This window comes from Paenibacillus aurantiacus (genome assembly GCF_042431225.1).
GTDB classification, from domain to species: domain Bacteria; phylum Bacillota; class Bacilli; order Paenibacillales; family Paenibacillaceae; genus Paenibacillus_Z; species Paenibacillus_Z aurantiacus.
The window spans coordinates 54,581-71,459 of sequence record NZ_JBHMDO010000026.1 but is presented as its reverse complement, the minus strand read 5'-3'; the positions used below and the strand labels follow the sequence as shown (position 1 = coordinate 71,459).

13 protein-coding genes and 3 tRNA genes are annotated in these 16,879 nt (G+C 58.9%); 13 read left to right on the top strand and 3 right to left on the bottom strand.

Features of this window, described 5'->3' with window-relative positions; translation table 11 throughout:
* Window positions 1-13 precede the first annotated feature (13 nt).
* The 9 genes from ACFFSY_RS16735 to ACFFSY_RS16695 all read left to right on the top strand — a co-directional run bounded on the left by ACFFSY_RS16735 (window position 14) and on the right by ACFFSY_RS16695 (window position 7,931).
* A tRNA-Arg gene (locus ACFFSY_RS16735) sits at window positions 14-90 on the top strand.
* A 9-nt stretch (window positions 91-99) separates the two neighbouring features.
* Window positions 100-176: transfer RNA gene (locus ACFFSY_RS16730), tRNA-Pro, on the top strand.
* Between the two features lie 7 nt (window positions 177-183).
* Window positions 184-257: transfer RNA gene (locus ACFFSY_RS16725), tRNA-Gly, on the top strand.
* Window positions 258-1,179: 922 nt separating this feature from the next.
* Entirely contained in the window at window positions 1,180-2,301 is a 1,122-nt protein-coding gene (locus ACFFSY_RS16720; protein WP_377496028.1) for a slipin family protein, read from the top strand.
* A 459-nt stretch (window positions 2,302-2,760) separates the two neighbouring features.
* Window positions 2,761-4,182 carry an RtcB family protein gene (locus tag ACFFSY_RS16715; RefSeq protein WP_377496018.1) on the top strand — a complete coding sequence of 474 codons (1,422 nt, stop codon included), beginning with the start codon at window positions 2,761-2,763 and terminating at the stop codon, window positions 4,180-4,182.
* A 20-nt stretch (window positions 4,183-4,202) separates the two neighbouring features.
* A complete protein-coding gene (locus ACFFSY_RS16710; RefSeq protein ID WP_377496016.1) occupies window positions 4,203-5,669 on the top strand; it encodes an AAA family ATPase in 1,467 nt (488 codons plus the stop codon).
* 33 nt (window positions 5,670-5,702) lie between these two features.
* Window positions 5,703-6,269, top strand: coding sequence for an RNA 2'-phosphotransferase (locus ACFFSY_RS16705; RefSeq protein WP_377496014.1), 567 nt, complete (start codon window positions 5,703-5,705; stop codon window positions 6,267-6,269).
* A gap of 82 nt (window positions 6,270-6,351) precedes the next feature.
* A complete protein-coding gene (locus ACFFSY_RS16700; RefSeq protein WP_377496012.1) occupies window positions 6,352-6,570 on the top strand; it encodes a hypothetical protein in 219 nt (72 codons plus the stop codon).
* Between the two features lie 356 nt (window positions 6,571-6,926).
* Window positions 6,927-7,931: an aromatic acid exporter family protein gene (locus ACFFSY_RS16695; RefSeq protein ID WP_377496010.1), complete on the top strand. Its 1,005-nt coding sequence runs from the start codon at window positions 6,927-6,929 to the stop codon at window positions 7,929-7,931.
* A 392-nt stretch (window positions 7,932-8,323) separates the two neighbouring features.
* Here the strand turns inward: ACFFSY_RS16695 and ACFFSY_RS16690 are convergent, their stop codons facing one another.
* The 3 genes from ACFFSY_RS16690 to ACFFSY_RS16680 form a co-directional block, all read right to left on the bottom strand.
* The gene (locus ACFFSY_RS16690; protein ID WP_377496008.1) at window positions 8,324-8,800 is read right to left on the bottom strand and encodes a cupin domain-containing protein; all 477 of its coding nucleotides are present in this window, start codon (window positions 8,798-8,800) and stop codon (window positions 8,324-8,326) included.
* Between the two features lie 151 nt (window positions 8,801-8,951).
* The gene (locus tag ACFFSY_RS16685; RefSeq protein WP_377496006.1) at window positions 8,952-9,821 is read right to left on the bottom strand and encodes a WYL domain-containing protein; all 870 of its coding nucleotides are present in this window, start codon (window positions 9,819-9,821) and stop codon (window positions 8,952-8,954) included.
* On the bottom strand, window positions 9,796-11,115 hold the full coding sequence (locus ACFFSY_RS16680; protein ID WP_377496004.1) for a helix-turn-helix transcriptional regulator: 1,320 nt from the start codon (window positions 11,113-11,115) through the stop codon (window positions 9,796-9,798). The genes ACFFSY_RS16685 and ACFFSY_RS16680 overlap by 26 nt, the downstream gene beginning before the upstream one ends.
* A gap of 663 nt (window positions 11,116-11,778) precedes the next feature.
* On the opposite strand from ACFFSY_RS16680, the gene ACFFSY_RS16675 reads away from it, so the two are divergent.
* The 4 genes from ACFFSY_RS16675 to ACFFSY_RS16660 are packed head-to-tail and all read left to right on the top strand — an operon-like array spanning window position 11,779 to window position 16,846.
* Window positions 11,779-12,582, top strand: coding sequence for a nucleotidyltransferase domain-containing protein (locus ACFFSY_RS16675; protein ID WP_377496002.1), 804 nt, complete (start codon window positions 11,779-11,781; stop codon window positions 12,580-12,582).
* Window positions 12,583-12,598: 16 nt separating this feature from the next.
* Window positions 12,599-14,215, top strand: coding sequence for a methyltransferase domain-containing protein (locus ACFFSY_RS16670; RefSeq protein ID WP_377496000.1), 1,617 nt, complete (start codon window positions 12,599-12,601; stop codon window positions 14,213-14,215).
* Window positions 14,216-14,219: 4 nt separating this feature from the next.
* Window positions 14,220-16,682 carry an AAA family ATPase gene (locus tag ACFFSY_RS16665; RefSeq protein ID WP_377495998.1) on the top strand — a complete coding sequence of 821 codons (2,463 nt, stop codon included), beginning with the start codon at window positions 14,220-14,222 and terminating at the stop codon, window positions 16,680-16,682.
* Window positions 16,592-16,846: a metallophosphoesterase gene (locus ACFFSY_RS16660; RefSeq protein WP_512699695.1), complete on the top strand. Its 255-nt coding sequence runs from the start codon at window positions 16,592-16,594 to the stop codon at window positions 16,844-16,846. Before ACFFSY_RS16665 ends, ACFFSY_RS16660 begins: the two co-directional genes overlap by 91 nt.
* Window positions 16,847-16,879 lie beyond the last annotated feature (33 nt).

Below are 16,879 nucleotides of genomic sequence, written 5' to 3'. Positions count from 1 at the left end.
CGCTCCATAATGCGCGCCCTTAGCTCAGCTGGATAGAGCGTTTGACTACGAATCAAAAGGCCGGGAGTTCGAATCTCTCAGGGCGCGCCATTTTTATAACGGGATGTAGCTCAGCTTGGTAGAGCACCTGGTTTGGGACCAGGGGGTCGCATGTTCGAATCGTGTCATCCCGACCATATTTTTGCGGGTGTAGTTCAATGGTAGAACTCCAGCCTTCCAAGCTGGTAGCGTGGGTTCGATTCCCATCACCCGCTCCATATGTAAATTCAACTCTCTGCGCTGCAGGGAGTTTTTTTGTTTTTTGAGAGTTTATTCTTTTGATTTATTCTTTTGGTTTATTCTTTTGGTTTATTCATTTGATGGTTTGATGACGTAAATCATCTAGTTGAGGCAGTTCAGATACCTGAGCTGCCTCTTTTTGCTATCTGCAGCAGAACGCTCCAAAGACGCCAGAGGCTGTGCCGTACGTGTTCTGTGTCTTGCAGCAGGATGTCTGCAGTCGAACGATTCAAAATATATCCGAGGCTATGCAGCACGATTTATACGTCTTGCAAGTCAGGATATAACGCGGACTTCTTCTCATACTTGAGGACGATGCGTACAGGTCACTGAAGTGCCCATTTCATGTCTCAGGCCGGCTCGAGCACGTTGCGCGGAAGGTTTCTTTGAAGAGATTTCCTTAAAGTTCGCCATACTTTTGCCGTGTTCAGTTGTCGCCTTCTGCGCGAAAATGAAGGAGAATCAACCGTGCAGGTGAACCGGGGCGGGGAGGTCGGAATCCTTCCGCAGTGCTTTGCCCGATGGGTGAAAGTATGCTGTCGCTTGATACAGTTGTTTCGTATTGGGTTCGATTCCCAATCGCCTGTGAAGCGAAAGTGGTCCTATGCTACCGATTGTCCAAATCGGCTAATGATGCGAAGGGATAGCGAGAGATTCCCGGCTTCGCCTGAAGAGGCAAGGCACGGCGACGGAGGCTTTGTGGCCTCGTGGATAACGGATGCGGAGAAGGCTGGTGCAAGGTTAGTCTGAAGGTTTGGAGATCGATCGGGGAATGGGGCCGATTGGATGAGACGTGAGGACTGGTTAAGTTACAGCTAGACCGCTACCTTAAACAAGGCTCCGCCAACGTGGCTGGGAAATCTCAACGCTATACCGTCAATGAAGGAGTGAAGTGCAATGTTGAGCAGCAAGCAGCAATTGAAACCCGATGAACGGGGATTGGTATTTCGTCACGGGCAATATATAAAAATGGTGAAGTCTGGCGTGATCAAGTATGCAGCGTGGAGAGGCGAGCAGGTCGTCGTGATGAAGGCGACGGAAGCGTTCCAAGTGGAGGGTTATCCACTGGAGACCTTCCTCCTAGATTCGGAGTTAGCTCAGGCGCTTGAAGTCGTGGAAGTGCGCGACTATGAACTGGTCTTGCATTACGAGAATGAAAAATTCAAAGAGGTGCTTGGACCGGGACGGTATGCGTTCTGGAAGGGGATGCGCGAGCACCGATTCGTACGCGCGGATATTCGCCAGCCGGAGTTAGGCGGCGAGATCGATCGAACGATCGTGCCGAAGCTGGGCATGCATGTGCTGGTTCAAGACGTAGCGAGCCATGAGCGAGGCTTCCTGTTTTACAACAATCTGCTGCAGCGGGAACTGCCGCCCGGACGCTATTACTTCTGGCGTGGGGCGATCCAGACGATGGTGCGCACCGTCGATATGCGGCAGCAGCAGATGGATCTGACGGGCCAAGAGATGATGACGGAAGACAAAATTACGCTGCGGCTTAATTTCGTATGCCAGTATCGAATCGTCGATCCGGTTCGTTTGTTAGATATCAAGGGATTCGAGGATCAACTGCACATTGAGCTTCAGTTGGCGCTCCGGCAATATGTAGGGACGCTCAAGCTGGACGATTTGCTGCGGACGAAGCAGGAAGTCGCGGCTTTCGTGCTGGCCAGGCTGAACGAGAAGAGCGAGGCGTACGGGTTGCGCTTCTTGTCCGCGGGCGTGAAGGATATTATTTTGCCGGGGGAGATTCGGGATATCCTTAATACGGTGCTGCTGGCGGAGAAGAAAGCGCAGGCCAATCTCATTACGCGGCGGGAGGAGACGGCTTCGACCCGCAGTCTGCTGAATACGGCGAAGTTGATGGACGAGAACCGGACGCTATACCGGCTGAAAGAACTCGAGTTTTTGGAGAAGATCTGCGAGAAAATCGGGACGATCTCGCTGTCTGGCGGCAGCAATTTGCCGGAACGGCTGGATGCCCTCCTCGGATCACGACTGGGAGAAGCGGAAGGCAGATAGGGACCGGGTTCGCTTGGGCGAGAACGAATATAATGATTTTGCCCAGTTGACAGTTGTTGGGGGCAGCCATTAAGATAAACCTAATTATACGAAGGGAGGCTGATGAACATGATGGCAATTGCTCGCACGACAACAACTGCACAAGCGAATAACACATTTCATTGGTCTCCACGGACTTTTTGCAGCTAGCCAGCTCCCGATTGCGCGCGTGTAAGAACGCGGTAGGGGTGCAGGTACTTGGTGCGCGCCAAAGCCACGGACAATGAATGTCCGTGGCTTTTTTGCGCGCTTTTTTGGCGGACGGACGTGGAGATCAGGAATATACATTACGCGGAGGAGTGGGAATCATGTTCGATTGGAACGGGATGAACGGTGAAGCAGCTGCATACGGCAGCATGACGGAAGAAAGCAAACGCGGCAACGCGGCAAATTGGAGAATGAACGAGAGGTTACGACTAGATGGAACAAACATTTTACAGGCAAGTGCAACTACCAGCGGGGACGGTACATGTATACGCGGGCGATGAGCTGTACGGCGCGTTAGATTATAAAGTGTTCGAAATGGCGAACAACAATTTGCAAATTCCGAACCAGGTGTACATGAGCTACACGCCCGACGTGCATGTCGGGGTCGGGACTTGCATCGGGACGACGGCGGTGTGGCAGGCGAGCAATGGCTATGTTTCGCCGTCCATTGTCGGGAGCGATATTGGTTGCGGCATGCGGGTGCATGTGACGAACTTGACGCGCGAAGACGTGCAGGACGTGAAGCTGCGCCGGAAGCTGGTGCGGAGTATCGAGAAATATTTGCCGGTCGAGGAGCATGCCAGAGGGCATTTCTCGGATATCCGGCTGGAGCATGTGGTGCAGAAAGGGCTGCACGGGCTGCCGAAGAAATACATCCCGGACGGATATACGCCGCGCAAGGCGACGTCGTTGACGCATGTGGAGAGCAGCCGGTTTTATTTGGACGAGGAAGCGCTGAACAAGTTCCCGGACATCATCTGGCACCGGTCGCACCGTCAGCTTGGGACGCTGGGCGGCGGGAACCATTTCGTGGAGCTGCAGACGATCGAGATCGCGGAAGAGAACCGCGGCATCGCCGAGCAGTGGGGCTTGTTCGACGGCCAGGTCGTCATCATGATTCACTCCGGCTCACGGGCATGGGGCGGCGCGGTCAGCCAGTACAATACGAGCGACATGGCCAAGGTGATGAAAGCCGCCGGATACGGCACGGCCGACCCGAAGCTGGTGTACGCGGAACTGGCCCATCCGGTGGCGCAGACGTACGTGAACTTGATGTATTCGGCGCTCAATTACGCGGTCGTCAACCGGCATCTGATCGCGTACGCGGTGCGCGAGGCATGCAAGGATGTGTTCAGCTCGAAGTTCGAGACAAAGACGCTGTACGACCTGATGCACAACTATGCGTGGGAAGAGCGGCACGGGGAGACGGAATATTTCGTCCATCGGAAAGGCGCAACGCGTGCGCTGCCGGCTGGCCATCCGGATAACCCCGCGCCATATGCGGCAACCGGCCATCCAGCCTTGATTCCGGGCTCAATGGGAACCGCCTCCTACTTGATGGTGGGGGCAAGCGGCGGCGCGGCGAATTACTATTCGATCTGCCACGGGGCGGGCCGAATCCGCTCGCGGAGCGCGACGAAGCGGCTGATCACGGTGGATGCATTCGCCTCGGCCATGCGCGTCGGCACGGATGACGAGATCGTCGTCAATCAACGATCGCTGGAGACCATTCTGGATGAGTCTCCGCAAGCCTACAAGGACGTCGACCAGATTATCGACAGCGTCGTCGGCGCAGGGCTGGCCCAAGTGGTCGCCAAATGCAAGCCGCTTGCGACGGTGAAAGGAGCTTCATGATCGTAAGAGGGAACGAATGGATGCCGAAGCAAGCGGCGGGATTGGCGGATGAAAGGGCGCGCTCGGAACAGTCGGTGACAACGGATGCCCCGCAGCCGAAGCAAGGAACCGAAAGCGCTGCGAGCGCAGCAGAAGCAGCGGTTAACGGAGCGGCAAATGGTACATCTTCCAACCATGGGGCTGCGGGAACTATAGCGATACGTTGCGGTGATGAATATGGAGTCGAGACGATCATCTCGGCCGAAGAAGGACTCGCCGAGCGGATCGTATCGCCTTTCGAAAGCTACAGCGGCGCGGTTATGGGCATTCAGCGACTATTGACGGCGCGCTACGGCAAGCCTTTCGAGCTATACGAGGACGAAGATTGCAACGAGGAATATTGGGAGCTGCTGAAGCAGGATTTGCAGCGTGGTACCGGCGAAGCGGAGCGGGTCGCGCGGGTCTATGAATCCGTGGGGACGCGTGTATTCGATTACCGGGATGGGGACTGGAGCGTCTGCCCGAGTCTACAAAACAATGTGTTCGCTTATGCGGCGTGGGATGTGGCGTTGGCGCGCGTCCCCGTCATGCGGCCGCACGGCATCGGATACGAGGATTGCGTGTTCGCGGCGGATGAGACGCGGCTGCTTGCTTTCCTGGCGCATTGCCGGTCGCGGCGCAGAGAGCTGGACCGCTCGCAAGTGACGGTGTTCACGGACCGTCCGCACGGCACGGAGAAGCAGCTCGAGCCGATCACGACGATGGTCGAACGCGATGAAGTGGTCATGCACGAAGAGGTGAAGCAAGACATTTACCGTTCGATCGATCGGTTCTTCTCGGAGGACCGCAGCTTCTACGAGACGTTCGGGGTACCCTATAAACGCGGCATTTTGCTCTACGGCAAACCCGGTAACGGCAAGACGACGCTTGTGAAGTCTATCGCGGGCAGCGTGCAGGCGCCGGTGGCGTACTGGCAGATTACGGAGCATACGTGCAGCGATACGATTCAGGAGGTGTTCGAGGCGGCCGCGGCGCTCGCGCCGATGATTCTCGTCGTTGAGGACATGGACGCGATGCCGGAGCGGGCGCGGTCGTATTTTCTGAACACGCTGGACGGAGCGACGTCAAAGGAAGGGATATTCCTGATCGGCACGACGAACTACCCGGAGCGGATCGATCCGGCGCTCATGAACCGGGCAGGGCGATTCGACCGCGCTTATGAAATTAAGCTGCCGGATGCGGAGCTGCGGGGCGTGTATATGCGGCGGAAAGGGTTCGGGAAGCTCGCCGGCGAGGAAGAGCTGAAGGAACTAATCGGGATGACGGAAGGATTCACGTTCGCCCAGCTGAACGAGCTGTATGTCTCTGCCGCCATGGTGTGGTACGAGGAGAAGGCGGTCAATTTGCCGCTGCTCGCGAAACGGTTGAAGGGCGATTTGCATAAAGGACGGACGCAGGAGTGGTTCCAAGAACCGGGCACGCAGCGGGTCGGGTTCATGGCGATGTAGGTCGGCGCGTCCGTTGCAATAGGAGCGAGTACAATGAAAAACGCGCAAAACAACGCGCAAAGTCGGCAGCGGCTGAGCAAAACAATGACGAAAATGCTGCGGCACGCGCCGGACGGATTCGGCCTGCGGCTGGATCCGGCGGACGGGGCCTGCGAAGCGGAAGCGCTATTGGCCGCGCTGCGGCGGCAGTCGGTATGGGCTAGCGTAACGATGGAAGCCATCGAAACGGTGGTGCGCGAGTGCGAGAAGCAGCGGTTCGAGCTCCGGGACGGGCGAATCCGGGCGCGATACGGACATAGCGTCGAGCGCTTCGCCTATGAAGCGGCGGTGCCGCCGGCCGTCCTTTACCACGGGACGAATGCGAAGGCGCTGCCCATCATCAAACAAGAAGGACTTCGTGCGATGGGCCGGCTGTACGTCCATATGTCCGAAGAGAAGCCGTTCGCCGAGCTGGCGGGAAGACGCCGGGGCGAACTGGTGCTGCTACGGGTAGATACGGAGAAAGCCGCGCAAGCGGGCGTCACGTTCTATCGGGCGGGGAACGAGGTGTGGCTGGCGGACTACGTGCCGGCCGAAGTGCTGTACGAAGATGGCCCGTGAGAATCGGGCTTGAGATCGATGACGCGAGACAAACGATTTGAGATAGAGGGTCATGTAATTGATAAAAAACGAGGTGTTCGACTTGAATTATACGCAATCAGTAACGCTGGAATGGCGTTCGGGCCACGACGGCGGCATGCCGGGCGGCGGGCGGGAAGACGGCTATGGGCTGACGACCAACGAGGCGGCTGGCGGGTTCGGAAGCAAGGCCGGCGCTCCATACCCGAGCGTTCCGGCAGCATCGGCCATGGAGCAGGAGAAAAAGAAGAAGGCCTATACGGGCCGAATCATTATGGACTAGGAAGAAGTGCTGCCCGCGTGCCCGTCGGTATCGAAAGGCGAGCAAGGGCCCAGCAAGCGATAATGGCCGAGGGTACATCGGTATCTGAAGGTCTGCATGGGCCAGATGAAGATGACCGAGGTTAAAGCGCGACTTAGCTCAGTACCGTATTCTTCTGCATGAGGCTTCGGCAATGGGGGCAGGAAGTTCCGATCTAGCTGAATTTGATGATCTACATTGATACGCTGCCCGCGGGCAGCGTTTTTTTGCATTCTCATGGCGTTAGGAGGGAGCAGGTCGTTTGCATGATGCCGACGAGGGGAGTATGATGGGGAAACATAAGGGTTTGACACAATTAGGAATTTAGGTGAGCGGCAATGAAAATTGGCATCGGGTTTCGGACGATGAAGACGGCGCTTGGCGTCTGCGTATCGGTGTGGATCGCGCAGTCGTTGGGACTGGAATATTTCTCAGCGGCCGGGATATTGACGCTGCTGTGCATTCAGAAATCGCGCAAGCAATCGTATTCAGCTGCGGTGAGCCGCGCGATGGCGTGCATATCGGGGATGTTTTACGCCGCGATGCTGTTTCAAATTCTGGGCTATCATCCGTATACGTTCCTCATCTTGTTAATGACGTTCATCCCGTTCTGCGTCTGGTTGGGCGTGCAGGAAGGCATCGCGAGCAGCATCGTCATCGTGATGCACGTGTACATGCACGGTTACGTGGACAATGCGTTTTTTCTGAACGAGCTGCTGGTCGTGACGATCGGGCTGGGCGTGGCGCTAATTATTAACTGGTACATGCCGAGCATCGATAAGGAGATCGAAGGCTACCGGCAGGAGACGGACCGGCTGACGAGCCGGATTTTGCACGAAATCGCAATCTATCTCAAAGACAACGAAACGGTATGGAACGGTAAAGAGGTGCTCGAGCTGGCCGATGTGCTCCGGAAAGGAAAGCGGATGGCCGCACTGGATGCGGAGAATAGCCGCCGGCGCAAGAAAGGCGTCAGCTACTCCGATTATTTCGAACATAAGCAGCGGCAGTACGATCTGCTGGAGCGGATGCTGCCGTTCATCTCGCGAATGCATACGACGATCGAGCAAGGACGGCGGCTCGGCGAGTTCGTCGAACTGCTGAGCCAGAACCTCGACAACCGCGGCGAAGCAGCGCGGCTGCACGACATGCTGTGCGGCGTCAGGGAGTATCATAAGCTGCTGCCGCTGCCGGAGACGCGGGAAGCGTTCGAGAACCGGGCCAACCTGTTCGCGTTCGCCAACGAGCTGCAGCGCTTCGTGGAGACGATTCGCAGCGGACCAGGTGCCTACGTAGGGGAACCAACCATTCGGCTGAAGAAGCGGACGGCAAGCGGACGTTAGAGGCGAAGGCCGGGAGGGGCGTCGTGGTTCGGTTAGCTTGGCTAAACGGCTGATGATGCGTACAGATAGGGGGTAGGCGTCGCTGAACGGGGACGATTGGCTATGAGCGCGACCTTAGGGAGCGGGGCGGGGCGACCATTTGGTCCCGGGCGCTGCTGAGGCAGTGGACCGGGGACGGTGTATCTTGGGCGATGCTCAGCTGAGTCGTTCGAGACGATGTGCCTTGTGCACCGCTGAGATCAGCTGAGCTTGGACGATAATCTCGGACGCTGAGAAGGTCAGTGGATCGTGAGCATAGTTGAAGGAAAAGCAAAAGCACGCGTTAGATGGCTGGGGGCCGTCTGACGCGTGCTTTTTGGCATTCGTGTTCGTTCGTGCGTGGAAGGCAGCGGTTATTCGCTCTTCGCTGCATCCCGCGAGATGAGCGTGAAGTCGTCGTAGTGGAAGCCAGGCGCTACGACGCAGGAGACGAGCACGGGCTCGTTGCCGAGCGGCTTCGCTTTCTGCCACGCGTTAGCCGGGATCAGCACTTGCGGCTGCTGGCCGTTCTCGATATCCAGGCCGAGGACGAATTCTTGCGTCTCCTCGGATGGCAAATCGCCGGTGCCACCGATCGTCAGCAGCAGCGGGCTGCCGGAGTGGTACAGCCACAGCTCGTCCGAGAGGACGACGTGCCAGTCGGACATTTCGTCCGGATGCAGCAGGAAGTAGATCGACGTCGCGGCTGGACGAGAGCCGGAATATTGGCCGCCGAGCACTTCTTTCGGGATATCGAAGGAAGCTTTCCACAGCTCGCGGTACCAGCCGCCCTCTACATGGGGCTGTAGGCCGAGCGTCTCGATAAGCGGCGAACGATAAGGGGTTGTCATGGTTCTCTCTCCTGTCTATTCATGAAAATAGATAACGCTATGCTGTAACGATAGTCAATGCGACGGCGAAATGCAACTTTTATCAGGAGGGACGGGGACGATTATGGTGCTGTTGGATTGAAAAAGGAATCCGCCGCCGCTTCCTGCCCGCCTAACCGACGTCTTTCTCCTCAGCCGTATCTGAGCCCTCCGCTGTTTCGCTCGTGTGGCTGTCTTGGTCGTCGACCGCCCCGTAGCGGGCCAGCGCCTTCGTCGCGGATTCGTACATGCGCCTCTGATGGTAGGCGCCTTCCACGATGATGACCCGCATGCCGAGGAAGCGGATCTTCGAGAGGACATAGTCGCTATCGTCGCCGGAGAACTCCAGCCGAATCCGGTAGGTGTCCAGCAGCTCGTCGTACTGGACTTCCTTCTCGAAGCAGGAGAGGGCGTAGAGGATGCGGGATAGTTCCCGATTATATGTAGGGACGACCTCGAGCGTAATCCGCTTCTTGCGCTCTGCGAGCACCGCGGCGATGCGCGCCAGATTCGCCTCTGCCGCCGCCTCGGACATCGCGCTGTATTCCACCAGAATAATGTTGCTCAGCTTGGTCGCCATCCACGCCCGGCGTCTCAAATGCATCCACAGCACGTACCATTCGCGCTTCACCATGGAATATTCGAGCTTATACGGGAAGCCGCGCACGTTGCGCTGGACGCTCCCGTTGCGCAGGGTGTACGTGATGCGCATCCCTTTCTTGACCGCGATGATGCGGCGCAGCGGGCGAAGCAGCGGATGATGCACCTGCCGCTCGACGCTGCGCGCTTTCTCCTGGAGGCCGGCAGGGTAGGCGGCATCCGGCTCATCGGCCAGGATGCCGATCAGCTTCTCGCGGGTCTCGGGCGCCATGGCGGATTCTGCCGCCGGATGAGCCAGCATCGCCTTCAGCCAAGTCCGTTCGTGGCGCGTCAGCGTGACGGTGCCGCGCTCGCCGAGCTTCGCCATCACTTGGTAGTTAAAAATCTTCTCGAACAGATTCATAATAGCGCTGGATCTCCTTCCATTCGGCGATAAACTCTTCCCGCAGACGCTTGGGTGCGAGCACCTCGCAGCTGGAGCCGAAACTGCGCAGCCACGGCTTGATCTCCGTTATTCCGTTCACGGTTATTTCGTAGACGAACGACGTCTCGTCCTCCTCCGTAATGACGCCCCATTGCCCCTGCAGCTGCACCCGATCTTTGATGAAATTCCTCGGTGAGCCCTCCGGATTGTAAAAGCGGGCGCGGATCGTGACCGGGTAGCCGGTATCGACGAGCCAGCTCTGCTTCGTGCGCGCATCGAGCAAGGCCAGCTTGGCGGCGAAATCCGCTTCATCGACCGGATCGCCTTCTTCGATCTGGGTCATGCCTTCGAGCCGGAATTTGGCGACGCGTTGCTTCGCGCTATGGGCGAGCAAATACCAGCGGCCGTATTGATGATCGTAGACGACGCGAAGCGGCAGCACGCGCGCTTCCTTGCCCTCGCTCTCCCGGGCGAACAGCGGGTTCGTATTCTGGGAGCCGTAGCTTTTGCCCGCCTTCGGGGAGAAGTACAGGAACGAAATCGTGCGGCGCGCGGCGATCGCCTGCAGCAGCAGGTTCAGATGCGCTTCGTCCAAAATCCTAGAAAAGTAATGGTACTTATACAGGAACGGCTCGGCCAGCTCCTTGTCCTGCCGACGAATCGCCTTCTTCAAGCTGTCGCGCAGCAAATAGCCTTGCACGGACGGCACCTGCGTGTTGGCCATGACATCGACGAAATCGTACAAATCGATCAATTCCTCGTCCGACAGCGCGTCCAGCAGCTCGGTATATAGCCGATAGCGGTACGGGCGGCTGCTCCCTTCGCGCACGACGACGCCGGCCTCTTCCAAATACTTCAGATCGCTGCGGATCGTCTTCTCATCCGGCAGCGCCAGCTCCGCCGGCAGCCCGGCGCAGCACAGATCGAGCAGCTCCAAGGCGGTGAGCGGCTGCGATTCCAGCGCGGCGACGATGAGGGTTAGCCGGTAGCTCTCGGTCTCCTTGACCGACTTCGCCCGGTATAGGAACAGCAGGAGCGGGTCGGCGGATTCGTAATACGAATATCGCAGCGTCTCGGCGAATTCCTTGCCCTGATCGGCCGGCAGCCGTTCGTGCACCGCGCTGACGACGGATTTGAGCCGCCGGATCGTTTTGTCGAAGGTATGGATGGAGATGCCGAGCCGGTCGGCGAACTGCTGCCGGCTGTAAGCGCCGCTGGTCAGCGCCAGCATGCGGAGGAATTGAATTTCTTTGTCGAAGCTTTCGCGTGCCATGCCGATCGCATCCCCGTTTCTGAACAGTGTTTCAACTATATTCCATTGTAGCAAGGAGGAGGGGGAAGGGAAACGGGAACATTTTCAAGCGGGGCGGTATTGTGGGGGCGTTCAATAGAGGGTTGAGCGTTGGGCGCGACTTTTGTGAAGTTCGAAGGAGTGGCAGGGCGTGTACTAGTGGGCTGAGTGCGACTATTGGAGGTCGGATCGGGGGAGGCATGTACTAGTGGGCTGAGTGCGACTATTGGAGGTTGGATCGGGAGAGGGCATGTACTAGTGGGCTGAGTGCGACTATTGGAGGTCGGATCGTGGGAAGGGCATGTAATAGTGGGCCGAGTGCGACTATTGGAGGTTGGATCGTGGGAAGGGCATGTAATAGGGGGCCGGGCACCACTACTGGAGTTTGGGTGAGTGTAGGGCGCTATAGGGGGATGAGCACAGCTTAGCGGCCCGCTTTTTACCCGTCGCCATACTTTCGCCATGTTCGCGCATGCCCGAATAAGCGATGATGGGGGTGTGGAACGAGAGGAGAACCGGTAGGTGCAGATGATACGGCTCACGGGAATATCCGACGACTGCGAAACCACGACCAGGCACGTATTTTAGCAAGCGAACGATTAATCTCATGCAACATAAATGATCCAAATTAAGGAGGGATGCCCCATGCATCCGTATGAGCAAAACATTCAAGAGGCGCTGCGAAATATCGAGGCGGAGGAGGACGTGCGTATTCTGTACGCCTGCGAGTCCGGCAGCCGGGCATGGGGCTTCCCCTCGCAAAATAGCGATTACGATGTGCGTTTCATCTACGTCCGTCCAGTGGACTGGTACTTATCGATCGACGATAGAAGGGACGTCATCGAGCGCCCCATCAACGACCTGCTGGATATTAATGGTTGGGATCTGCGCAAGGCGCTGCGGTTATTCCGCAAATCGAATCCGCCGCTGCTGGAGTGGCTGCAATCGCCCATCCCATATATGGAGCAAACGTCGGCCGCCGAACGAATACGGAGGATGTCGCCGCTGGCGTTCTCGCCGAAGTCGTGTATGTACCACTATCTGAACATGGCTCGCGGGAACTTCCGGATGTATTTGCAGGGCGAGGAGGTGCGGCTCAAAAAATATTTCTACGTGCTGCGCCCGATTCTTGCCTGCGGTTGGATCGAGGAGAAAGGGACGATGCCGCCGATTGCGTTCGAAGCGCTGTTCGAATCGCAAATTCCGGCGGGCAGCGATCTTCACGCCATTATCGGCGACCTGCTGGCGCGCAAGAAAGCAGGCGATGAGCTGGATCTGGGCCCGCGCATCGCGGAGCTGAACACATATTTAGAAGCGCGAATCGCGCATTTCGAACGGTCGGCGGTTCAGATACCGGCTGCGGAAAACGGGCAAGCCGACCGCCTGGGCGCATTGTTCCGCGAGACGTTGAAGGAAGCGTGGGGACTGGAAGGCGCGGTATTTCAATAAGAAGGAGAGAATCAGCATGCAATTGATCATCAGGGCGGACGGAGCGGGCGCGAACATGCTGTCCCATCTGCTCGCCAAAAATCCGAACAACCTGTACGAACGAGAGGAAAAGGGGGCCAGGGTGCGTCTCGTCTATACGGTATGCGACAAGCAGCAGACGGAGGCGGTGCTCCATGTAACGCCGGATCCGATCGAGCTCGTCAAGGGCAGTCCGGACTGCTACGACATTACGCAGTACATTAACGATCGGGAATTCGTGACGAGCAGCTTGTTCTGCACATATATCCGCCCTTCGCTCGGCACGGCGCTGAACGGCAAACCGAAGGAATCGTTCGCGGAGTGGGTATCGCACAAGTTCGCGCTCACGCTGTCGTTCGGCCCGGTCGCGTCGAATCTGCCGGATGCGGTCGTGGAGCAGTTGTTCGGAGCGCTGGGCTATGAAGTCGAACAGGAGCGCGGAGAGGCCGACTATGCGTTCGAGCTGAAGAACCGCAGCTCGGTCCGCTACATCACGCTGCACGGCAGCCAGACGCTGCAGACAGCACTTCGTCAGCTGTTCATTCTGATGCCGGTGCTGGATGATTATAAGCATTATTTCATCGGTGAAGCAGAGGTCGAGAAGCTCGAACGCTACGGGGAGGGCTGGCTTGAGACACACCCGCAGCGGGAGCTGATCGTGCGGCGCACGCTGCGTTTCGCGGACGTAATCGAACGGTATGAGGCGAAACAGCGGCAGCATGCGAACGCGGTTGCGGCACGTGACGCCGTGGAACCTGCAAGGGGCGGACGGTCATTCGGCGAAAGGCTGAACGAACGTTCAGACGACCCTGGCGAGGGGCGGGCCAGTATGGCGGAAGCCGGCGCTGGTGAGATCGGCGAAGCGGCAAACGGCAAGACAACGGCAGTTGGGCGAGGAGATGGAGACTCGGCCGAAGCATCGGCGAGCAATAGCTGCGCTCCCGTAGGCGAGGCGACGAATTCGCCCGCCGAAAGAGCGGCGCCGGCGGATGGCGGAGAAGTCCAGCCGAAGGTTCGGCTCAACGAGCTGCGCTATACGGCGATCACCGATGCCGTCCGGGGGCTGGCACGGAAGCGTACGATCGTGGACTTCGGCAGCGGGGAGGGCAAATTGGCGGCGCGGCTCGCGGAGCTGCCGGGCGTCGAAGATGTATGGGCCGTCGAGCCATCGGCCATTGCCCAGAAGCGGGCGGCGGAGCGATTCGCGAAGCTGGTCGAACGCGGCCAGAGCGTCGTGCCGAAGCCGGTCACGGGATCCCTGTTCTACTATGACGAATCGCTGCGCGGCAAAGACGTTATCGTGCTGTGCGAAGTGATCGAGCACATCGAGGCGCATCGCGTGGAGCGGGCGATCGCGACGATCCTGAACGAATACGCCCCGTATGCGCTGATCGTTACGACGCCGAACCGGGAGTTCAATGCCGTGTACGAGATGGGCGAAGCAATGCGGCATGCCGATCACCGGTTCGAATGGATGCGCGACGAATTCCGCCAAGCTTGCGAGCGGTGGCGAACGGTTGCCTACGAGGCGGAGCTGCAGGGCATCGGCGAGGCGAACGATGCGTACGGCCATCCGACCCAAATGGCGATATTCCGAAGGAGAGAGGAGAGGTAAGGAAATGACGACGCAACAACAAGAATCGAAGAGAACGATTCAGCTGCCGCACGCGGGTATCGTCCTGCTGGTCGGCCCGTCGAACAGCGGCAAGACGACGCTGCTCGCGCGGCTCGTCCGCGAAGGGACGCTGCTGGCGACCGAGACGGTCTCCTCCGACCAGTTCCGGATGCTCGTCGGGGACGATGAATTCATCGATTGGCGAGGCCGGCCGAAGCTTGCGGCCGACGTGTTGTACGCCGAATATCAAGCGGTGTCGGAGCAGGCGTTCGCCGCGATGGAGACCGTGCTCGACATGCGGTGCCGGCTTGGCAAACTGACGGTCGTCGACGCGACGCATCTGTATCCGGATGATCGGAGCAAATATATCGAGGTCGCAAGAAGGCATCACGTCGCCGCCGTGGCGCTCGCGCTCGACGTGCCGGAGGAGACGCTGCTGGCGCGGGACGCCGGACGGGGGCAGCCGCGCGGCCGGCAGCGGGTGAAGCAGCAGGCGCAGCTGTTCAAGCGCGGCATGCGAAGCTTGAGGAGCGAGGAATTCGATGCGTGCTATATCGTCAAGGACGAGGCGCTAGCTAGCATCCGGTTCGAGCGCAAGCGCAATCCGCTGCTGATCGAGCTGGGCGCCGGCATCGACATCATCGGCGATATTCACGGCTGTTACGACGAAATGATGGCGATAATCGGCAAGCTGGGCTACGAGCCGGGCGAGGACGGGCTCTACCGTCACGCGTACGGCCGGAAGCTCGTGTCGGTCGGCGATGTTATGAGCCGGGGTCCGAAGTCGATGGAAGCGATGACGTTCTGGGAGCAGCACGTCCGGGCAGGGCTTGCCTTCATGGTCGATAGCAACCACGGATGGAAAATCGCCCGTTACCTGGACGGCCGCGCCGTCTCGCTGAGCCACGGCGACGAGAAGGTCGCAGAGGAGCTCGCCAGGTACGAGGCGGCACATGGCGAGGATGCGGCAGCCGATTGGAAGCGCAGGATGCGCGAATTCCTGCTCGCCGCGCCATCCCATCTGATCTTCACCCACGAAGGCGTCCGGCATGTCGTCGTGGCGCACGCGGGCATCCGGGATGAATTCATCGGTAAGCAGTCCAAGCGGATTCAGGACTATTGCCGATACGGGGATACCGACGGAATGGACGCGCAAGGCAAGCCGATGCGCAAGGAATGGCATACCGGCCACCGCTCCGGCGAGTTGATCATCTGGGGGCATGACGTCCGTCAGCGTCCAGAGGTTGCCGGCAATACTATCAATATCGACCAAGGCGTCGTGTTCGGAGGCGAGCTGACGGCTTACCGGTATCCGGAGCGAACATTCGCCAGCGTACAAGCGGGGAGCGATTACTCGGACGCGGCGGACAATCCGCTTGCGCGTCGATCGAAGGACCGGTTCGCGCCGCCGAATCTGGCCAAGTTGTCCGCAGGCTATACGGTGGAGACGGCAAGCTCCGGCGGGATCGGCATCCGTGGAGAGTTCGTCAAAGCCGCCATCGATACCGTGTCGCATTACACGGTGCCGATCGAAGAGCTGCTCTACATCCCGCCTACGATGAGCCCGCCTGCCGTATCCGCGGATGAGCGGTTCCTGGAGCATCCGCGCGAGGCGTTCGCCTACTACCGGGCCCAAGGCGTGACAACGATGGTGGCGGAGAAGAAGCATATGGGCAGCCGCGCGATCGTAGTGCTCTTCAAAGACGAGGAGGCAGGGGAGACATACGTCGGGCGGCGAACGGCGGGGACGATCTACACGCGCACGGGCAGACCGTTCTTTCAGCCGGCTATCGAGTGCGAGCTGCTGGCTCGGTTACGCCGCGATCTGACGGCCGCCTCGTATTTCGAACGGTACGATACGGAGCTGCTCGTGCTCGACGCCGAGATTCTCCCATGGAACTTGAAGGCTAAGGAACTGATCGCGAGCCAATATGCCCATGTGGGCGAAGCGGCCGTCATGGATCGGTCGAAGCTGCTGGAGAAGCTGCAGGCTGCTCAGGCGGGAGGGCGTGACATCCACGCGTGGCTCGCGGAGACGGAAGCGCGGCTGACCAATGCGCATACGTTCAAGGAAGCGTTCCAGGCGTACTGTTGGGACGTGGAAGGGATCAGCGGCGTGCGTATCGCGCCGTTCCATCTGCTCGCCCACAGCGGCGGGACATTCTTCGACCGGCCGCATCAGTGGCACATGGAACGGGCGGATGAGCTGGCCAGCTTGTCGGAACTGTTCATGTCGACCGAATACCGGGTGATTAGGGACGAGGCGAGCGAGGAGGAAGCCATCCGCTGGTGGGAGGCGATGACGGCGGATGGGCACGAAGGCATCGTCGTGAAGCCGGAGCGGTACCTGAGACCCGCAGCAGCGGCGGCAAGCCAGTGCAGCCGGCGATCAAAGTGCGGGGACGGAAGTATTTGCACATCATTTATGGGATGGATTATTTGGAGCCGGATAATCTGCGGCGCCTGAAGGGGCGGAAGAGCGGAAAGAAAGAGCGTCATGCGCTGATGGAATTTGCGCTCGGCATGGAGGGGCTGGAGCGTTTCGTCCGGCAAGAGCCCGTGGAGCGGATGCATGAATGCGTGCTGGCGGCGCTCGCGATGGAATCGGATCCAGTGGACCCGCGGTTATAGCGGATCGACATTCTCCGCGCGGTAGATGGCCGA